Origin of the sequence: Devosia sp. (assembly GCF_017307565.1) — a bacterium.
Lineage (GTDB): Bacteria > Pseudomonadota > Alphaproteobacteria > Rhizobiales > Devosiaceae > Devosia.
The window spans coordinates 1-15,630 of the sequence record NZ_JAFKHD010000397.1 but is presented as its reverse complement, the minus strand read 5'-3'; the positions used below and the strand labels follow the sequence as shown (position 1 = coordinate 15,630).

Here is a 15,630-nt window from a genome sequence, read left to right as displayed (position 1 = left end):
CCGATCTGCTCGTAATAGCGAATGGTGGGCACCTTTACCCCGCTCGCCTGCGACACGTTGCCAATCGTAATACCCTGCTGCATTTTCCGCTTGCTCCTCTAGTCACTAGAGGATGTACGCCGGTTCTCAGATAAATCAAGGAGCCGAGAGATGAGCGCAGAGGAAACCAGCACACGCTTCCGTGTCGAAGGCATGGATTGCGCCAGCTGTGCCAACAAGATCGACACCGCCGTGCGGCGGTTGCCCGGTGTTGAGGATGTTTCCGTATCCGTCGTCGCCGGCACTCTCACACTCGGCCACAAGGGCGCCGATCTCGCACAAGTGCAAAAGAAGGTCACCGACCTCGGCTATCGTATTTCCCCGCTGACCGGTGCCGCGCCCAAGGCCGCGAAGCCGCACGATCATGATCACGACCATGGGGACCATGATCATGCACCGAAGAAGGCCGATGCACTCGAGGGCATGCATGGGCATGACCATGGCAGCGAAGACGTGCCCTGGTGGAAGACCGCCAAGGCGCAGTTGACGATTTTCTGTGGCCTAGCGGTCGCTGCCGCCTTTGGGCTCGAACTGGTGCAGCCTGCCTGGCACACCTGGCTGTTCATCGTTGCCATGCTCGTGGGCCTCGTGCCTATCGCGCGCCGGGCCTTTCAGGGCGCGGTCAATGGCAGCCCCTTTTCCATCGAAACCTTGATGACCATTGCCGCTGTCGGTGCCGTGTTCATCGATGCGGCCGAAGAGGCGGCAATTGTCGTGCTGCTCTTCCTCATCGGCGAATTGCTCGAGGGCATTGCCACCGGGCGGGCGCGGGCCAGCATCAAGGCGCTGGCCGATCTCGTGCCGCGCAAGGCGCTGCGTGAGGTCGAAGGCAAGGTGGGCGAGGTCGAGGCGGCCGAGCTGGTTGTTGGCGATGTGGTGCTGGTGCGTCCCGGCGATCGTATTCCGGCCGACGGCGTGGTGCTGTCTGGCGAGGGCGCGGTGGACGAGGCGCCGGTGACGGGGGAATCCGTCCCGCGTCACAAGGGGCCGGAGGACCAGGTTTTTGCCGGTACGGTCAACCAGGATGGGGCGCTGCGTATTCGGGTGACTGCCGCGGCGGCTGACAATACCATTGCGCGTATCATCTCGCTGGTCGAAGAGGCGCAGGAATCCAAGGCGCCGACCGAGCGGTTCATCGATCGCTTCTCGAAATACTACACGCCCGGCGTGCTGCTGGTTGGTGCGCTGGTGGCTATTCTGCCGCCGCTGGTTACCGGGGCTGCGTGGGACGAGTGGGTCTATAAGGGCCTTGCGATCCTGCTGATCGGCTGCCCTTGCGCGCTGGTTATCTCGACGCCGGCTGCCATTGCGGCGGCGCTGTCGGCTGGCGCGCGGCAGGGGCTGCTGATGAAGGGCGGCGTGGTGCTCGAACAGTTGGGCAAGATCAACATGGTCGCCCTCGACAAGACCGGCACGCTGACCGAAGGCCGCCCGCAAGTGACCGATGTCATCGCCGTGGGCCGTTCGGAGGCCGAAATGCTGCGCCTCGCTGCCGCGCTTGAGGTCGGATCGAGCCATCCGCTGGCGACGGCTATTCTTGCCAAGGCCAAGGCCGCTGGGGTGGAGCCGGTTGCGGCGAGCAATGCCGGGGCCCTCGGTGGCAAGGGTGTGGTTGGTACGCTCGATGGGGTCGAGCTGTTCCTCGGTTCGCCCAGGGCCGCTGCAGCGCGCGTGCCGCTGAGCGAGGATTTTTCGATCCGCATTGGTGCGCTCAATGATGAGGGCAAGACCGTCTCGGTGCTGCTTGCGGGCAATGAGGTCGCCGGTCTCATTGCCATGCGGGATGAGCCGCGGGATGATGCCCGGACGGGTCTAGCCGCGCTCAAGGAGCTCGGCGCCGATGTGGTCATGCTGACCGGCGACAATGTTCGCACGGCCAAGGCGATTGGGGCTGATCTCGGCATCAAGGTGAATGCCGAACTGCTGCCCGAGGACAAGCAGCGCATCGTCACCGGGCTCAAGAGCGAAGGCAAGGTGGTCGCCAAGGTTGGCGATGGCATCAACGATGCGCCGGCACTGGCCGCTGCCGATATCGGTATCGCCATGGGCGGGGGCACCGACGTGGCGCTCGAGACGGCCGATGCGGCAGTGCTGCATGGAAGGGTGATGGATGTCGCCAACCTGATCCGTATCTCGCGGGCGACCATGGCCAATATCGGACAGAACATTACCATCGCGCTCGGGTTGAAGGCGGTGTTTCTGGTGACGACGATTATCGGGGTCACGGGGCTGTGGCCGGCAATTCTGGCTGATACCGGGGCGACGCTGCTGGTGACGGCCAATGCGCTGCGGTTGCTGGCCTGGAAGGGGCAGAAGGGCTGAGAACTGCACTCTCGGGTGTCGTCATTGCCGGGCTCGTCCCGGCAATCCAGCTCGCCTAGGCCCGCCATCCTGCGGAGGGCGTGGACCACCGGGACAAGCCCGGTGGTGACGACGGAGGGGGCTTGCTAGCCCGCCTTGAAGCGCACCTTGCCTTCGCTGGCTGGTGCTTCGACAATTGCAAAACCGTTTGGTCCGAGGGTTAGCGCCTTGCCCTCGAGAGCGGCGTTGTGGCTGACGGGCTCGAGGTTGGGTTCGGTCTTGGTGACCGTCACCACGCGCTCTTCTGCCGAGAGGTTGAAGATGCAGATGAGATCCTTGTTTCCGTCGAGGCGACGGAAGGCGAGAACAGGCTCATCAGTCTTGAAGAACTCGATTGCCCCGGTCAGCAGCGCCGGGTGCGATTTGCGCCAGGCGATGAACTTGCGGAAGAAATTCAGCGTCGAGTCCGGATCGGCATTTTGCGCATCGACGCTGAGGGCCAGATGGGCGGGCTTTACCGGCAGCCAGGGCGTTGCGGTCGAGAAACCGGCATGGGCGAGATTGGCCTGCCAGGGCATGGGGGTGCGGCAGCCATCCCGGCCTTTGTCTTCTGGCCAGAAGCGAATGCCGCGCGGGTCCGTCAGCTCCTCATAGAGAATATCGGCTTCGGGCAGGCCCAGTTCCTCACCCTGATAGAGGCCGACGGAACCCTTGATGGTCATGACGAGGGCCGCGGCCTGGCGCGACAAATCGGCATGGGACACGCTGTATTTGGCCCAGCGGGTCATCGGGCGGATGACGTCGTGGTTGGAAAAACTCCAGCAGGGCCAGCCGGTCTCGCCGTCTTCGAAGAAGCGGTGGACCTTTGAGCGGAAATGCTCGGCGCTGAATTTGGGCCCAAGGAAATCAAAGGAATAGCACATGTGCAGCAGGTCCGTGCCGGACGTGTATTGCCGCATGAGCTCGAGGCCGCGCTCTTCGTCGCCCACTTCGCCGACCGTGGTGGCGCCGGGATAGGCGTCCATCATCGTGCGGACGCGCTTGAGCCAGGCGACGTTTTCCGGCTGGCTCTTGGAATATTTGTGGCTCTGCATGTCATAGGGGTTCACCGCCGGCTTGCCCTTCAATGACTTGAGCGGCGGATTCGAGCGCAGCTGCGCATCGTGGAAATAGTAATTGACCGTGTCGAGACGGAAGCCATCGAGGCCACGATCGAGCCAGAAGCGCATGACTTCGAGCACGGCTTCCTGCACGGCCGGATTGTGGAAGTTGAGGTCTGGCTGCGAAGTGAGGAAGTTGTGGAGGTAATACTGCTTGCGGGAGGTGTGCCACTCCCAGGCGGAGCCACCGAAGACGGAGAGCCAATTGTTGGGCGGGGAGCCGTCTGGCTTGGCATCGGCCCAGACATACCAGTCGGACTTGGCATTCTCGCGGTTGAAGCAGGACTCGCGGAACCAGGGGTGCTGGTCGGACGTATGGCTGACCACCTGGTCCATGATGACTTTCAGCCCAAGCGCATGGGCTTTTTCGATCAGTACGTCAAAATCCTGCAGGGAGCCGAAGAGCGGATCGACCTGCATGTATTCGGAGACGTCATAGCCCATGTCGGCCTGGGGCGACTGGGTGATGGGCGAAAGCCAGATGCAATCGACGCCGAGGCTGGCAATGTGGTCGAGCCGGTCGATGATCCCGGGCAGGTCGCCGATGCCATCGCCATTGCTGTCCTGAAACGAACGCGGATAGACCTGATAGATCACTCCGCCGCGCCACCACTCGGTCATTGTCTTGCTCCTCGCTGCCCAAAGGGCCAAATCAGTTCGAGGCTATCGGGTTCTGGCGAAAGTGTTAATCGGGGTCTCGTGCACTTTGGTGCAGAGCGGACATGTCTGGAGGGCGTATGAGCCTGATTACCACTGGCCTGCTGGTCGACCACACCGAGGTGCTGAGTGATCTCGTCGATCTCTTCGAGAGCGAATGGGCCGATTGGTACAATCCGCGCGGCGCTTCGGCGCGGGCCGATTTGACCGAGCGGCTCGAACGCAATCGGCTGCCGCTGGGGATCGTTGCCTTTCTTGATGGGAAGCTTGCGGGAACATGTGCGCTGACGGTGACCTCGGGTGGGCTGACTGAGCGCTCGCCATGGCTTGGGGGACTGCTGGTGGAGCCGAACCTGCGACGGCGCGGGGTGGGGCTGGCGTTGCTGGAGCGGGCCAAGGTCGAGGCGCGACGGCTCGAATTTGCGCGGCTCCATGCCTTGACCGCTGAGGCGCGGGCGCTGTTTGAGCGGGACGGGTGGCGCCTGGCTGAAAATGTCGAGGTCGGCGGCGTGTGGCACGGGATTTATGTGACGGCGCTCTAGGCTGTCGAAACGCTGCTCGCCCGTTCGTCGTTGTGACGAGAAGAGGAGGCAGACGATGACCTATGTTTTGCGCGCGGCCGATCGGCCGGTTTCCCCCAGCCGCACCATCCGCTTCGAGGGCGGCGGCTATGGCACGCCGATTTCGTTCTTTTCGGTCGACAACGAGCCGGGGCAGGGTCCGGCTTTGCATATCCACCCCTATCCCGAGACCTGGATCGTCAAGCGCGGCCGGGCGCTGGTCGTGGCGGGCGATGAAACGTTCGAGCTGGGCATGGGCGATATCGCCATCGCACCGGCCAACGTGCCGCACAAGTTCACCAATATGGGGCCGGACCGGCTGGAGATCGTCTGCATACACGCCGCCGGAACGATGGTGCAGGAGGATCTCGAATGATGAAAATGTTGATGGCGGGCTTTGCGATGATTGCGGCCCTGGCTGTGGTTACCCCGAGCGTTGCTCAAGGAGAGGTGTCGATGAGCGTGCCGACCAAATCCGACCGCGTGGCGGTCAATGGCGTTGAAATCTATTACGAAATTCATGGCCAGGGCTCTCCGCTGGTCATGCTGCATGGCGGGGTCAATCCGTCGGACTTCTTTGGTGCACCGCTGGCTGCGATGGCGGAAAGCCATCAGGTCATCGCCATACATATGCGCGGACACGGGCGGAGTTCAGACGCCCCCGCCCCGTGGACCACTGAGCAGATGGCCGACGATGTCGATGCGCTGCTGGAAAAGATCGGGTTTGAGCGGGTCGACGTAATGGGCTGGTCGCTGGGCGGTGGCGTGGCGCTACAAACGGCGATCCGCCACCCGGACAGGGTCGGCAAGCTGATCGTGATCGGCATGAACGTCAAAAGCAGCGGCAATTATCCGGAGGTACTGGCAGCATTCAAGGGGATGCCCGCCATGGCCCCTGCGATTGGCGCTCAACTGGCGGAGTCTCCGCTCGCCGAGCTTTATCCCGACGCCGATTGGGAAGCGATCATGCGCAAGACCGGAGAGATGAACCAGGGCGAATTTGACTGGAGCGCCGATGTCAAAAACATCAAGGCACCGACCCTGCTGATCTTTGCCGATGCCGACATGATGTATCCCGAGCATATCGCTGAAATGTACCGCCTGTTCGGCGGTGGTACGCGCGACGCCCGATACGATGGCGCCTTGCGCCCCACCGTCAACCAGTTGGCCATCATTCCCGGCACCACGCACTACGACATGGTTCAAAAGGGGCTGAAGCCGGTCACGGACTACGCCAAGGCGTTTTTGGCGCAGTAAGTTGCTACTCCAAACCCTATGTCCATCCACGGTGTCATTCCCGCGAAAGCGGGAATCCCTGTTCTGAAACGGAGATCCCCGCTTTCGCGGGGATGACACTGCGTAAATCAAAGGAACAGCGAATGTCCTCAGCGGCCAGCTTGCCGCCCGGGCCAGCGGGTTCCTACTAAACCACCGCTGAAATCAGCGGCTCGTCTGCAAAATGCCGTTCAAGGTTCGCCACCAGTAGCGCGCCCATGGCGTCGCGGGTCTGGTTGGTGGCGCTGCCCTGGTGCGGGGAGAGGACTACGTTGTCGAGGCCGAGCAGGGCTTCGGGGACCTGCGGCTCCTTTTCGAATACGTCCAGGGCCGCGCCGCCGAGGCCGCCATTCTGCAGGAGTTCGACCATGGCGGGCTCGTCGATCAGCGTGCCGCGGGCGACGTTGACCACCATGCCCTTGGGGCCAAGGGCCTCAAGCACTTTGCGCGACACGATGCCTTCGGTGCCCTTGCAGCCGGGGGCGATGATGACGAGCCAATCGCTGTCGCGGGCCATATCTTCGAGATTGTTGTAGTAGACATAGGGCACGGACGGCTGCTCGCGGCGGCCATAATAGACAACCCGCATCTTCATAGCCTGGGCGCGGGTGGCGATTTCCTTGCCGATGCGGCCGAGGCCCAGAATGCCGACGGTCTTGCCGGTCAGTTCGGAGAAAAGACCAAAGTTGTTGCCCGGCCATTTGCCCTGGCGGACGAACTGGTCGCCTTGCGGGATGCGACGGGCGAGGGAGATCATCAGGCCGATGGTGATTTCGGCGACGGCATCGTTGAGCACGTCGGGCGTGTTGGTGACGCGGATGTTGCGCGCCTTGGCGGTCGCGGTGTCGATATTGTCGTAGCCGACGCCAAAGCTGGCGATGATCTCGAGATTGGGCAGCTTTTCCATCAACGGCTTCTGGACGCCGGAGCCGGCATGGGCGCGAATGCGGGCGCCATTTTCGGCCAGCCAGCCGTCCTTGTCGGCGATCTCGTGCAGCTTGTGGACGGTGTAGCGCTCGGCCAGGGCCTTTTCGCAGGAGGCCAGGAGTGGGCCGGTCTGCAGAATCTCGATGGTCATGGGAAGTTCCTCTCTCGGCCAAGAGACTAACGGCTGAGGCCTGAGAGGCAAGGCGGGATGAGCACAAATCGTCCCGCGCGAATGAGAGCATTTTGTGCGGGCCCTGCGCAAGACTGCCCTGCACTAAAAAGCGGCAAGTGGCGGCTTTGATCGTCTGGACGGCAGCAGCCAATTGTGTAGCAATGGTTTGGCGATGGGAAAGCCGTATCAAACCTGCGAAGAGTAATGGGCGAAAACACGCCGTTTGACGAAATGTACAATGCGGATGGATCTGTCCGCGAACCTTACCGCGCCCTCAGCGAATGGCTAGCGGAACAGCCCGAAAAGGGGCTGGCGCTAATGCAGGCCGACGCGGAGGCGATCTTCCGAAAACTCGGCATCACCTTTGCCGTCTATGGTTCGGAAGAGGGCACCGAAAAGGTCATTCCCTTCGATGTCATTCCGCGCATCATCGCCGCCAATGAGTGGCGAAAGCTGTCGCGGGGCATCGAGCAGCGGGTCAAGGCGCTCAATGCTTTCCTTTACGACATCTATCACCGCCAGGAGATTTTGAAGGCCGGGCGGATTCCGGAAAAGCTTATCCTCAACAATGCAGCCTTCTGTCCGCAGATGATGGGGCTGGAGCCGGCCCGCGGCGTTTATGCCCATATCATCGGCGTCGATATCGTGCGGGTGGGGCCGGACGAATTCTACGTGCTGGAGGACAATCTCCGCACGCCGTCGGGCGTCTCCTATATGCTGGAAGACCGCGAGGCGATGATGATGCTGGCGCCGGACCTGTTCCAGCGCAGCAAGGTCGCGCCGGTCGAAACCTATCCCGAAAATCTGCGTCGGACGCTCGAAAGCGTGGCGCCGGCGGGGGCTGGACGCAATCCGGTGATCGCGGTGCTGACGCCGGGGATTTATAACTCGGCCTATTTCGAACACTCGTTCCTTGCTGACCAGATGGGCGCGCAGCTTTGTGAGGGGCAGGACCTCTTCGTCGATGGCGGCAAGGTCTATATGCGGACGACGACCGGGCCGGAGCGGGTCGACGTCATCTATCGCCGTATCGACGATGATTATCTCGATCCTCTGACCTTCAGACCGGATTCCATGCTGGGCGTGCCGGGCATATTCGATGCCTATCGGGCAGGGAATGTCACGCTGGTCAATGCGCCAGGCACCGGGATTGCCGACGACAAGGCCGTCTATACCTATGTGCCCGAGATCATCGAATTCTACCTCGGTGAAAAGGCGCTGCTGAACAACGTGCCCACCTATAATTGCACCGATGTGGATCAACGCGCCTGGGTGCTTGAGAACATTGCAGAGCTCGTGGTCAAGGAAGTCCATGGTTCGGGCGGCTACGGCATGATGGTCGGGCCGACCTCGACCAAGGCGCAGCACGAGGAATTCAAGAAGAAGATCATCGCGCGGCCGGACAATTACATCGTGCAGCCGACCCTCGCGCTATCGACCTGTCCCACGCATATCAACAACGATGTCGCGCCACGGCACGTCGACTTGCGGCCCTATGTGCTGGTCGGCGACGAAGTGCGGATCACGCCCGGCGGGCTGACGCGCGTGGCGTTGAAGAAGGGATCCCTGGTGGTGAACTCGTCGCAGGGCGGCGGGACCAAGGATACCTGGGTGCTGGAAGACTAGTCATGAGAATGCTGGGACGTACCGCACAAAACCTTTTCTGGCTTTCACGCTATGTGGAGCGCGCCGAGAACATGGCGCGCCTCTTGGAAGTCGGCTACCGCATGTCGCTCACCAGCCGCCGCGAGGGCGGGGCGAGCGAACATCTCATTTCCATGCTGCAGGCGGCGGAAATGGATGAGGCGTTTGCCGAACGGCACGATGTCGCCGATGTCGACACCGTCGCCTATTTCATGATGTTCGATCCGACCAATCCCTCGTCGGTCTATTCGTGCCTCCAGGCCGCTCGCACCAATGCGCGTTCGGTCCGCACGGCGATCACCACGGATATGTGGGAGAGCATGAACGGAGCGTGGCTCGAATTTTCGCAGATCAAACCGCGCGATGTGCGGGGAGCAAAACTCCTAGGGCTCCTGCAATGGGTGCGCCAGCGCAGCCATGAATTTCGTGGGGCGTTGCTGGGCACCATTCTTCGCGACGATGGCTTTGCGTTTCTGCAGGCGGGCAATTTCGTCGAGCGGGCTGACAACACGGCGCGCATTCTCGACATGAAATACTATGTGCTGCTGCCGCGCTCGAGCCTCGTCGGCGGCGAGATCGACATTCAGCAATGGACGCTGATCCTGCGCGCAGCTTCGGCGCATCGGTCCTATGGCCACGTCTACCATGACCGCTACAAGGCCCATAACATCGCCGACTTCCTGATCCTTCGTACGGAAATGCCGCGCTCGCTGGTCTATTGCGCGCATTTCGTGCGCGACAATCTCAACCTCCTCGCAAAACTCTATGGGCGGCGCGAGGCGTGCCACGACGCGATGGAGGATATGCTGAAGCTCGTCGAGGGGACGAACATGGACCAGATTTTTGCCCATGGCCTCCATGAATTCCTCAACGATTTCATTGATCGCAACAACCGGGTGACCGACACGTTGTCGGCCAGCTACAACTTTTACTGAGCCTGACGACCATGCGGATTTCCATCGATCACAGGCTGAGTTTCACCCCGCCGCCGGGGACGGGGCAGGCTGTCTTTCACCTGTTGCTGACGCCGCGGAGCGGGCCGACGCAGACGGTGGAAAGCTGGAGCGTCGAGGGGCCGGGGATCGGCAATGCCGGGCGGTTTACTGACGGTTTTGGCAATGCGGCGCATCTGGTCAACCAGATCAGGCCCGAGGGCGAAATCGTCTTTCACGTGCGCGGCGAGGTCGAGACGCGCGACAGCCATGGCGTATTGGGCCGGCCCGCGGGGGAGGCAGTGCCGGCGCTTTATAGGCGCTCGACCGAGCTCCCCAAAGTGCCTGCCGCGTTCAAGGGCGATTTTGCCAATACAGGCGGCACCCGGCTCGACCTGCTGCATGCCTTGATGGCTGAAGTGGGCGCGGCGCTGGGCATGCCGGATCAGGCGCCAACGCAAATGCAGGCGGATGGCGGGCAGGCGCAGACGAGTGCCGATGAGCCCGAGGAACGGCCGATGCCGGCGGATTATGCGCATCTCTTTATTGGGGCGGCGCGTAGTCTGGATATTCCGGCGCGTTATGTCGTGGGGTATCGGCTCGCTGATGATGATGAGGGCGGCCTTCATGCCTGGGCAGAGACATTTGACGAGGGGCTAGGCTGGATCGGGTTTGATCCGCACCAGCAGCTTTGCCCCACCGAGCGCTATGTGCGCCTCGCCGTCGGGCTCGATGCAGACACCGCGCCAACCCTTCGCGCCGTGCCTGCTATCAAGGATCAGGACCTCGATCACAGAGTGAGTTTGAAGAGCGTTCTGACCTCGATTGACTGACGCACTCTGGCTGACAGCCAACAAGGCCAGAATTCCAATTTGTCCATGGAAAGCTCGAGCTTGCCGCTGTCCTAGGATACCGGACAGGCGAAATAGCCCGAGCTCGTCGGCGTTTCGCGTTTATGCGGACCAAAGCTCCCTCGCTGCTGAGAATAGCGCGGCCGGCCCCGCGTAAAGCGCCTGGCAAATGGCTGCTTCAGGCAGTGCATCGTGGAAAAATGAAATTCCAATTCCTGCGCAGAAGTCGCCAAAGTCGACCTTCACTACAAAGTCGATAAAGACTATCAAATAAGTACCTTAGAAAACTGCAGCTCGCCTGCGGCCCAAAGGACTCGAATTTCAGCCTGCCGTTAGTGGAACATTGCAGAATGGCCGCGTCCTCCGATCAGGGCGACGCACGCAAAGCCAGATGCAGCCTGCGCACCAACGTCCGGCCTCTTAAGACATCAAAGCAGGATTTGCTTCATGACCCTCCTTCATGGCCTCAAGCGCGCGGCCATCGCTGCCGGCCTTAGCCTGACCGCTTTCGCCGCAAGCAGCAGCCTGGTGGCTGCGGCTGATTTTGGTGACATTACCTTCCACCTCTCCTGGGCCAAAAACGTTCAGGCCGCTGGCGCCTATCTTGCCGAGGAAACCGGCGCCTTCAGGGAATCTGGTTTCAACAATGTTGAACTGGTTGCTGGTGGTACGGCTGGCATTCCCGCGACTACGGCCCTGGCCACTGGCAAGGCCTGGATCGGGGTCAGCGATCCGCTCAGCGTTGCCAGCGCCAATGCCGAAGGCGGCGATTTCCGCATCGTCGCATCGCTCTATCAGCGCAGCCCCTATACGATCGTGTCGCTCAAGGACAATCCGATCAACAAGCCCGAGGACCTGATCGGCAAGACGATCGCGGTTTCCAATACCAGTGAAGGCGTCTGGAACGCGTTCCTTGCGATCAACAATCTCGACCCCTCCCAGATCACCCGTGTGCCGTTTAACAACGACATTACCATCATCACCACCGGCGGCGCTGATGCCTATCTCGGCTTCACAGTTGGTGGCGCGACGTTGCGTTCGCGCGGCGTCGAGGCGCAGGAATTCTACCTGTCCGAATTTGGGCTTGAATATGTGGGCGAGGCGCTGATCGCGCCCAAGACCACCATCGAGGGCGAGCGCGACAAGCTCAAGGCGTTCCTAACCGCCTGGGTCAAGGGTTGGAAGGCCGCACTGGCCGCCCCCGACGAGGCGACCCGCATCACCGTCGAAAAGTACGGCAAGGATCAGAACTACAAGTTCGAAGAGCAGCTCCTCTACTTCGACATCCAGTCCCGCTTTATCGAAACCGACGAAACCAAGGAAAACGGCATCGGCACGCTGACGCCGCGCGCCCAGGAAGCCAATATCGCCTTCCTCAAGCTCGCCGGCACCGAAACGACGGCCGATACACTCTTCGACCTCTCCGCACTCGATGAGGTTTACGCCGACAATCCGGACCTCAAGTAACAGGGCTCGGATTAGGCTCAATGGCCCAGAACACCACTTCGCCCCGGTTGGAACAACCGGGGCTCCATCTTTCGGGACTGAGCAGGCATTTCCGGCTCGGTCGCGAAACAATCACCGCTATTTCGGACGTAGATCTGACAACGCCGCGCGGTTCGTTTACCGCACTCATTGGTCCGTCAGGATGTGGCAAGTCCACCATTCTGCGGATTCTTGCAGGGCTGGAAAAGCCGAATGCCGGCACGGTCGAAGTCCATGGTCAGGCGCTCCGCCGGGGCGCTGGCGACGGGCCGCGCCTTGGTATAGCCTTTCAGGACGCTGCACTTCTCGCCTGGCGGTCGGTCTTCACCAATATTCGCCTGCCGCTCGAAGTCGCTGGCTTGCCGGTCGATCCCAAGCGCATTGGCGATCTCATTCGCCTCGTGGGGCTTGAAGGTTTTGAAAGTGCCCGTCCGGCGCAATTGTCCGGCGGTATGCGGCAACGCGTCTCAATAGCTCGCGCGCTTGCCGTCGAGCCCGAATTCCTGTTGCTCGACGAACCGTTCGGCGCCCTCGACGACATTACCCGCCAGCGGCTAAATCTCGAGTTGCAGCGCATCTGGTCGGCACGGCCGATGACCACGCTTATGGTAACGCATGGTCTGCAGGAGGCTATCGTCCTCGCTGACCGCGTCGTGGTGATGTCGCCGCGCCCGGGGCGTATCCTCGCCAGCATTCCAGTCGACCTGCCGCGCCCGCGAACGCTTGACCTGCTCCGCTCGCCCGAGTTCCACGCACTGCAGGATCAACTGCTCGAGATCATGTATTCGCAAAGCGCTGTCGCGTCGGGTGAAGACTGATGGCGCAGCTCGATTCAAATAGCAGGCTCTGGGACTGGGCCTTCGTGATTGGAACTGCGCTCTTTGTGTTGGCCGGCTGGTGGTTGGTCGCAGGCGTCGTTCTTGCTGGCACGCACGCCCTCCCGACGCCCGACGCCCTGATCGGCAAGTTGATCGAGGACGGCGCAGGCTTTTACGCCCGTCATATCGGGGTAACGCTGTGGAGCGGAGCGCAGGGCTATTTCTGGGGCAATCTGCTGGCGCTCGGCGTCGCGGCGATGGTTCTTCTTGTTCCCGAGCTTGAGGGATTGGCCACACAGATAGGTGTCGTCAGCAAATGCCTGCCACTGGTGGCCATCGGTCCGATCATTCTCGTGGTTGCGGGAGACCGCGCGCCTTCCATCTTCCTTGCCGGACTATCGGTGTTCTTCACCACGCTTATCGGGGCCCTCCTCGGTCTTTCGGCCGCGAAGCGCCCAGCCCTCGACCTCGTGGCTGCCTATGGCGGGGGCCGCTGGATGCAGTTGCGCAAGGTGCGCCTCTATTCGGCTATTCCCGCCTTGATCGGCGCTTTGCAAATCGCCGTACCGGCGGGCTTCCTCGGCGCCATCGTCGGCGAATATCTCGGTGGGGTCGATACCGGCGTCGGCGTGGCGCTGGCCATTGCGCAGAGCCAGTTGGAAGTCGAGCGGGCCTGGGCCTTCGCCATCCTCACCGGCCTTATCGCGCTCGCAGGATATGGTCTTGTGGACCAAGTTGGCCGCCGTCTCGCGCCATGGAATCCGGCCTATGCCTCGGAGGGGGCGTCATGAGCCTATCCATCACGGACGTCATCACCCGGCTGTTCTGTCCGCCTGCCCACCAAAGCTTCGGCACCGGTTGGCTTATAGCCAATCGACTGGCTCTGCTGACGTTGGCCGCGCTCGTCACCGTTGCGGCCTGGGCTCTCGTTCTCTGGGGGCTCGGCATCAGTCCCCTCGTGGGCAAGTCCCCCGTCAATGTCGTCCGCTTTTGGTTAGGCTGGTGTGGAGCCGCCGAGGCACGGCAGACCATTGTCGAGAACCTTGGCACCACCCTCTGGCATGCCCTGATCGGCTTTGTGGCCGGCATGAGTGTCGCATTGGCAACGGCTGTGCTCTTCACGCTCTATCGTCCGGCCGAGCGGGCTCTCATGCCGGTCGCCATGCTGCTGCGCACATTTCCACTCGTGGCACTGACCCCGTTGATCGTCATGGCTTTTGGTCGCGGTGCCAGCGGCGTGGCCGTGATCGGGGCCATCGTTGTGTTCTTTCCGACCCTTGTCACTGTTACCATCGGCCTGCGCTCGGCCTCGCCTCGCGCCCTCGATCTGGTGAGGGCCTATGGTGGCAACCGCATGACCGGCCTTATCAAGGTCGGTCTTCCCTCGGCCGTGCCGGCGATTTTCGCCTCCGCACGCATTGCCATTCCCGGGGCCGTCACCGGCGCAATGGTGGCCGAGTGGCTGGCTACCGGCAATGGCCTCGGGTCGCACATCCTGCGGCTCGTTCACGCCTTTCGTTACGAAGAACTCTGGGCTGCAACCGCCGCCATCACCCTAATCGTGGTGCTCATCTACGCCCTCGTGTCTGTCGCCGAGGCCATGGTGCTTGGGCGCCTGTCGCTTGATAGCGACGACTGAATCTCCATTGGAAACTACCATGACTTATGCCTCCTTGCCCCCTGAACTCGCCGATCATGAGCGCAAATGGATCAGGGTTGCCGCCGATCTGTCGAGGGCTTTTGCCGAGACTGCCGCCCAATTCGACGACGCGGCCGAAATCCCGGTCGCCAATCTCAAGGCGCTGCATGCGGCGGGTCTTGATGCCTTCTTTCTGCCTGCCTCTCTGGGTGGCGGGGGCGGCAGCGCGCTGGCCTTCGGTGAGGTGGTGCGCCTGATCTCGGCCGGCGATCCATCGACCGCCTGTATCTGGGTCATGCATGTGGGCGCAGCGGTGGGCCTGTCCCTGCGAACCACCGACAATCTTGGCACTTTCTACGCCGACGAATATCTGGCCGGCAAACGTTTTGCCAACGCGCTGACGGAGCCGGCTGGCGGGAGCGCCTTTCTGCTGCCCCAGCAAGCAGCCGAGCCGGTCGACGGCGGCTTCCGACTGAGCGGGTCCAAGCGCTTTGTTTCGGGCTGCGAAATTGCCGACTATCTCGTTCTCAACGTGCTTATCGACAACCAGCCGACCTTTTTCGGCGTCATACCCGATGAGACGGTCAAGTTCATACCGGTCTGGGACACGCTGGGTCTGCGCGCCTCGCGCAGCCAGCTGGTGTCTTTTGAAGGCACCTTGCTACGCGCCGAACATCGCAGCCGGCCGCCATTGCCCGGCGATCCAAATCCCATCGGTGCCGGTCTGGCGCCACTCTCGCTCGGTATCGCCGACGCGGCGCTCAAGGCGTTGATCGCGCATGCCCGCGCGCGCATCGTGCCTACCACGGGCGAACCACTGGCCAAACTGCAATGGGTGCAGTTCGCGGTCGCGGAAGCCTCTACCAAGCTCGAAGCGGCAATTGCCTATACCCGCCAGGCCCTGCGCCAGATCGATGCCGGCACGGCCGAGCCGCTCCTGCTGCTGCGCGCCAAGCTTCTTGCCAACGAAGTCGCCCGCGAGATCGGTCAACTGGGGATCAGCGTCGGTGGTGCAACCGGCTTCCTGCGCAGTTCGCCCATTCAGCGCCATTTCCGGGATGCTCAGGCTGGTGGCCTGATGGCCTATTCCATCGAAACGTCCAAGTCTTTCATCGGGCAGGCCCTGCTTGAAGCCGAGGAGGTCCAGTCGTGAGCCAGCGCCGCCGCATG

The 15,630-nt window shown here is 62.0% G+C and carries 14 protein-coding genes; 12 read left to right on the top strand and 2 right to left on the bottom strand.

The window, feature by feature from the left end; translation table 11 throughout:
- Positions 1-150 precede the first annotated feature (150 nt).
- Positions 151-2,361, top strand: coding sequence for a heavy metal translocating P-type ATPase (locus J0I64_RS15700; RefSeq protein ID WP_291409925.1), 2,211 nt, complete (start codon positions 151-153; stop codon positions 2,359-2,361).
- Between the two features lie 125 nt (positions 2,362-2,486).
- On the opposite strand, the gene J0I64_RS15695 is transcribed toward J0I64_RS15700, so the two are convergent.
- Complete coding sequence (locus J0I64_RS15695) at positions 2,487-4,121, bottom strand: alpha-glucosidase (RefSeq protein WP_291409923.1); 1,635 nt, start codon at positions 4,119-4,121, stop codon at positions 2,487-2,489.
- Between the two features lie 116 nt (positions 4,122-4,237).
- On the opposite strand from J0I64_RS15695, the gene J0I64_RS15690 reads away from it, so the two are divergent.
- The 3 genes from J0I64_RS15690 to J0I64_RS15680 are packed head-to-tail and all read left to right on the top strand — an operon-like array spanning position 4,238 to position 5,974.
- Positions 4,238-4,699, top strand: a complete 462-nt coding sequence (locus J0I64_RS15690; protein WP_291409921.1) for a GNAT family N-acetyltransferase — start codon at positions 4,238-4,240, stop codon at positions 4,697-4,699.
- A gap of 55 nt (positions 4,700-4,754) precedes the next feature.
- Positions 4,755-5,093, top strand: coding sequence for a cupin domain-containing protein (locus J0I64_RS15685; protein ID WP_291409919.1), 339 nt, complete (start codon positions 4,755-4,757; stop codon positions 5,091-5,093).
- Positions 5,094-5,098: 5 nt separating this feature from the next.
- On the top strand, positions 5,099-5,974 hold the full coding sequence (locus J0I64_RS15680; protein WP_291409917.1) for an alpha/beta hydrolase: 876 nt from the start codon (positions 5,099-5,101) through the stop codon (positions 5,972-5,974).
- A 166-nt stretch (positions 5,975-6,140) separates the two neighbouring features.
- Here the strand turns inward: J0I64_RS15680 and J0I64_RS15675 are convergent, their stop codons facing one another.
- The gene (locus J0I64_RS15675) at positions 6,141-7,070 is read right to left on the bottom strand and encodes a 2-hydroxyacid dehydrogenase (protein WP_291409915.1); all 930 of its coding nucleotides are present in this window, start codon (positions 7,068-7,070) and stop codon (positions 6,141-6,143) included.
- Positions 7,071-7,295: 225 nt separating this feature from the next.
- Here J0I64_RS15675 and J0I64_RS15670 point away from each other — a divergent pair, with 225 nt between their 5' ends.
- The 8 genes from J0I64_RS15670 (at position 7,296) to J0I64_RS15635 (ending at position 15,613) form a co-directional block, all read left to right on the top strand.
- Positions 7,296-8,717: a circularly permuted type 2 ATP-grasp protein gene (locus J0I64_RS15670; RefSeq protein ID WP_291409914.1), complete on the top strand. Its 1,422-nt coding sequence runs from the start codon at positions 7,296-7,298 to the stop codon at positions 8,715-8,717.
- Between the two features lie 2 nt (positions 8,718-8,719).
- Entirely contained in the window at positions 8,720-9,670 is a 951-nt protein-coding gene (locus J0I64_RS15665) for an alpha-E domain-containing protein (RefSeq protein ID WP_291409912.1), read from the top strand.
- A gap of 11 nt (positions 9,671-9,681) precedes the next feature.
- Positions 9,682-10,500, top strand: coding sequence for a transglutaminase family protein (locus J0I64_RS15660; RefSeq protein ID WP_291409910.1), 819 nt, complete (start codon positions 9,682-9,684; stop codon positions 10,498-10,500).
- Positions 10,501-10,965: 465 nt separating this feature from the next.
- Positions 10,966-11,985, top strand: a complete 1,020-nt coding sequence (locus tag J0I64_RS15655) for an ABC transporter substrate-binding protein (protein WP_291409908.1) — start codon at positions 10,966-10,968, stop codon at positions 11,983-11,985.
- A gap of 20 nt (positions 11,986-12,005) precedes the next feature.
- The gene (locus J0I64_RS15650; RefSeq protein ID WP_291409906.1) at positions 12,006-12,821 is read left to right on the top strand and encodes an ABC transporter ATP-binding protein; all 816 of its coding nucleotides are present in this window, start codon (positions 12,006-12,008) and stop codon (positions 12,819-12,821) included.
- Entirely contained in the window at positions 12,821-13,612 is a 792-nt protein-coding gene (locus J0I64_RS15645) for an ABC transporter permease (RefSeq protein WP_291409904.1), read from the top strand. The genes J0I64_RS15650 and J0I64_RS15645 overlap by 1 nt, the downstream gene beginning before the upstream one ends.
- Entirely contained in the window at positions 13,609-14,460 is an 852-nt protein-coding gene (locus tag J0I64_RS15640) for an ABC transporter permease (protein WP_291409901.1), read from the top strand. The genes J0I64_RS15645 and J0I64_RS15640 overlap by 4 nt, the downstream gene beginning before the upstream one ends.
- A 19-nt stretch (positions 14,461-14,479) precedes the next feature.
- The gene (locus J0I64_RS15635; RefSeq protein ID WP_291409899.1) at positions 14,480-15,613 is read left to right on the top strand and encodes an acyl-CoA dehydrogenase family protein; all 1,134 of its coding nucleotides are present in this window, start codon (positions 14,480-14,482) and stop codon (positions 15,611-15,613) included.
- The last annotated feature ends 17 nt before the right edge of the window (positions 15,614-15,630 follow it).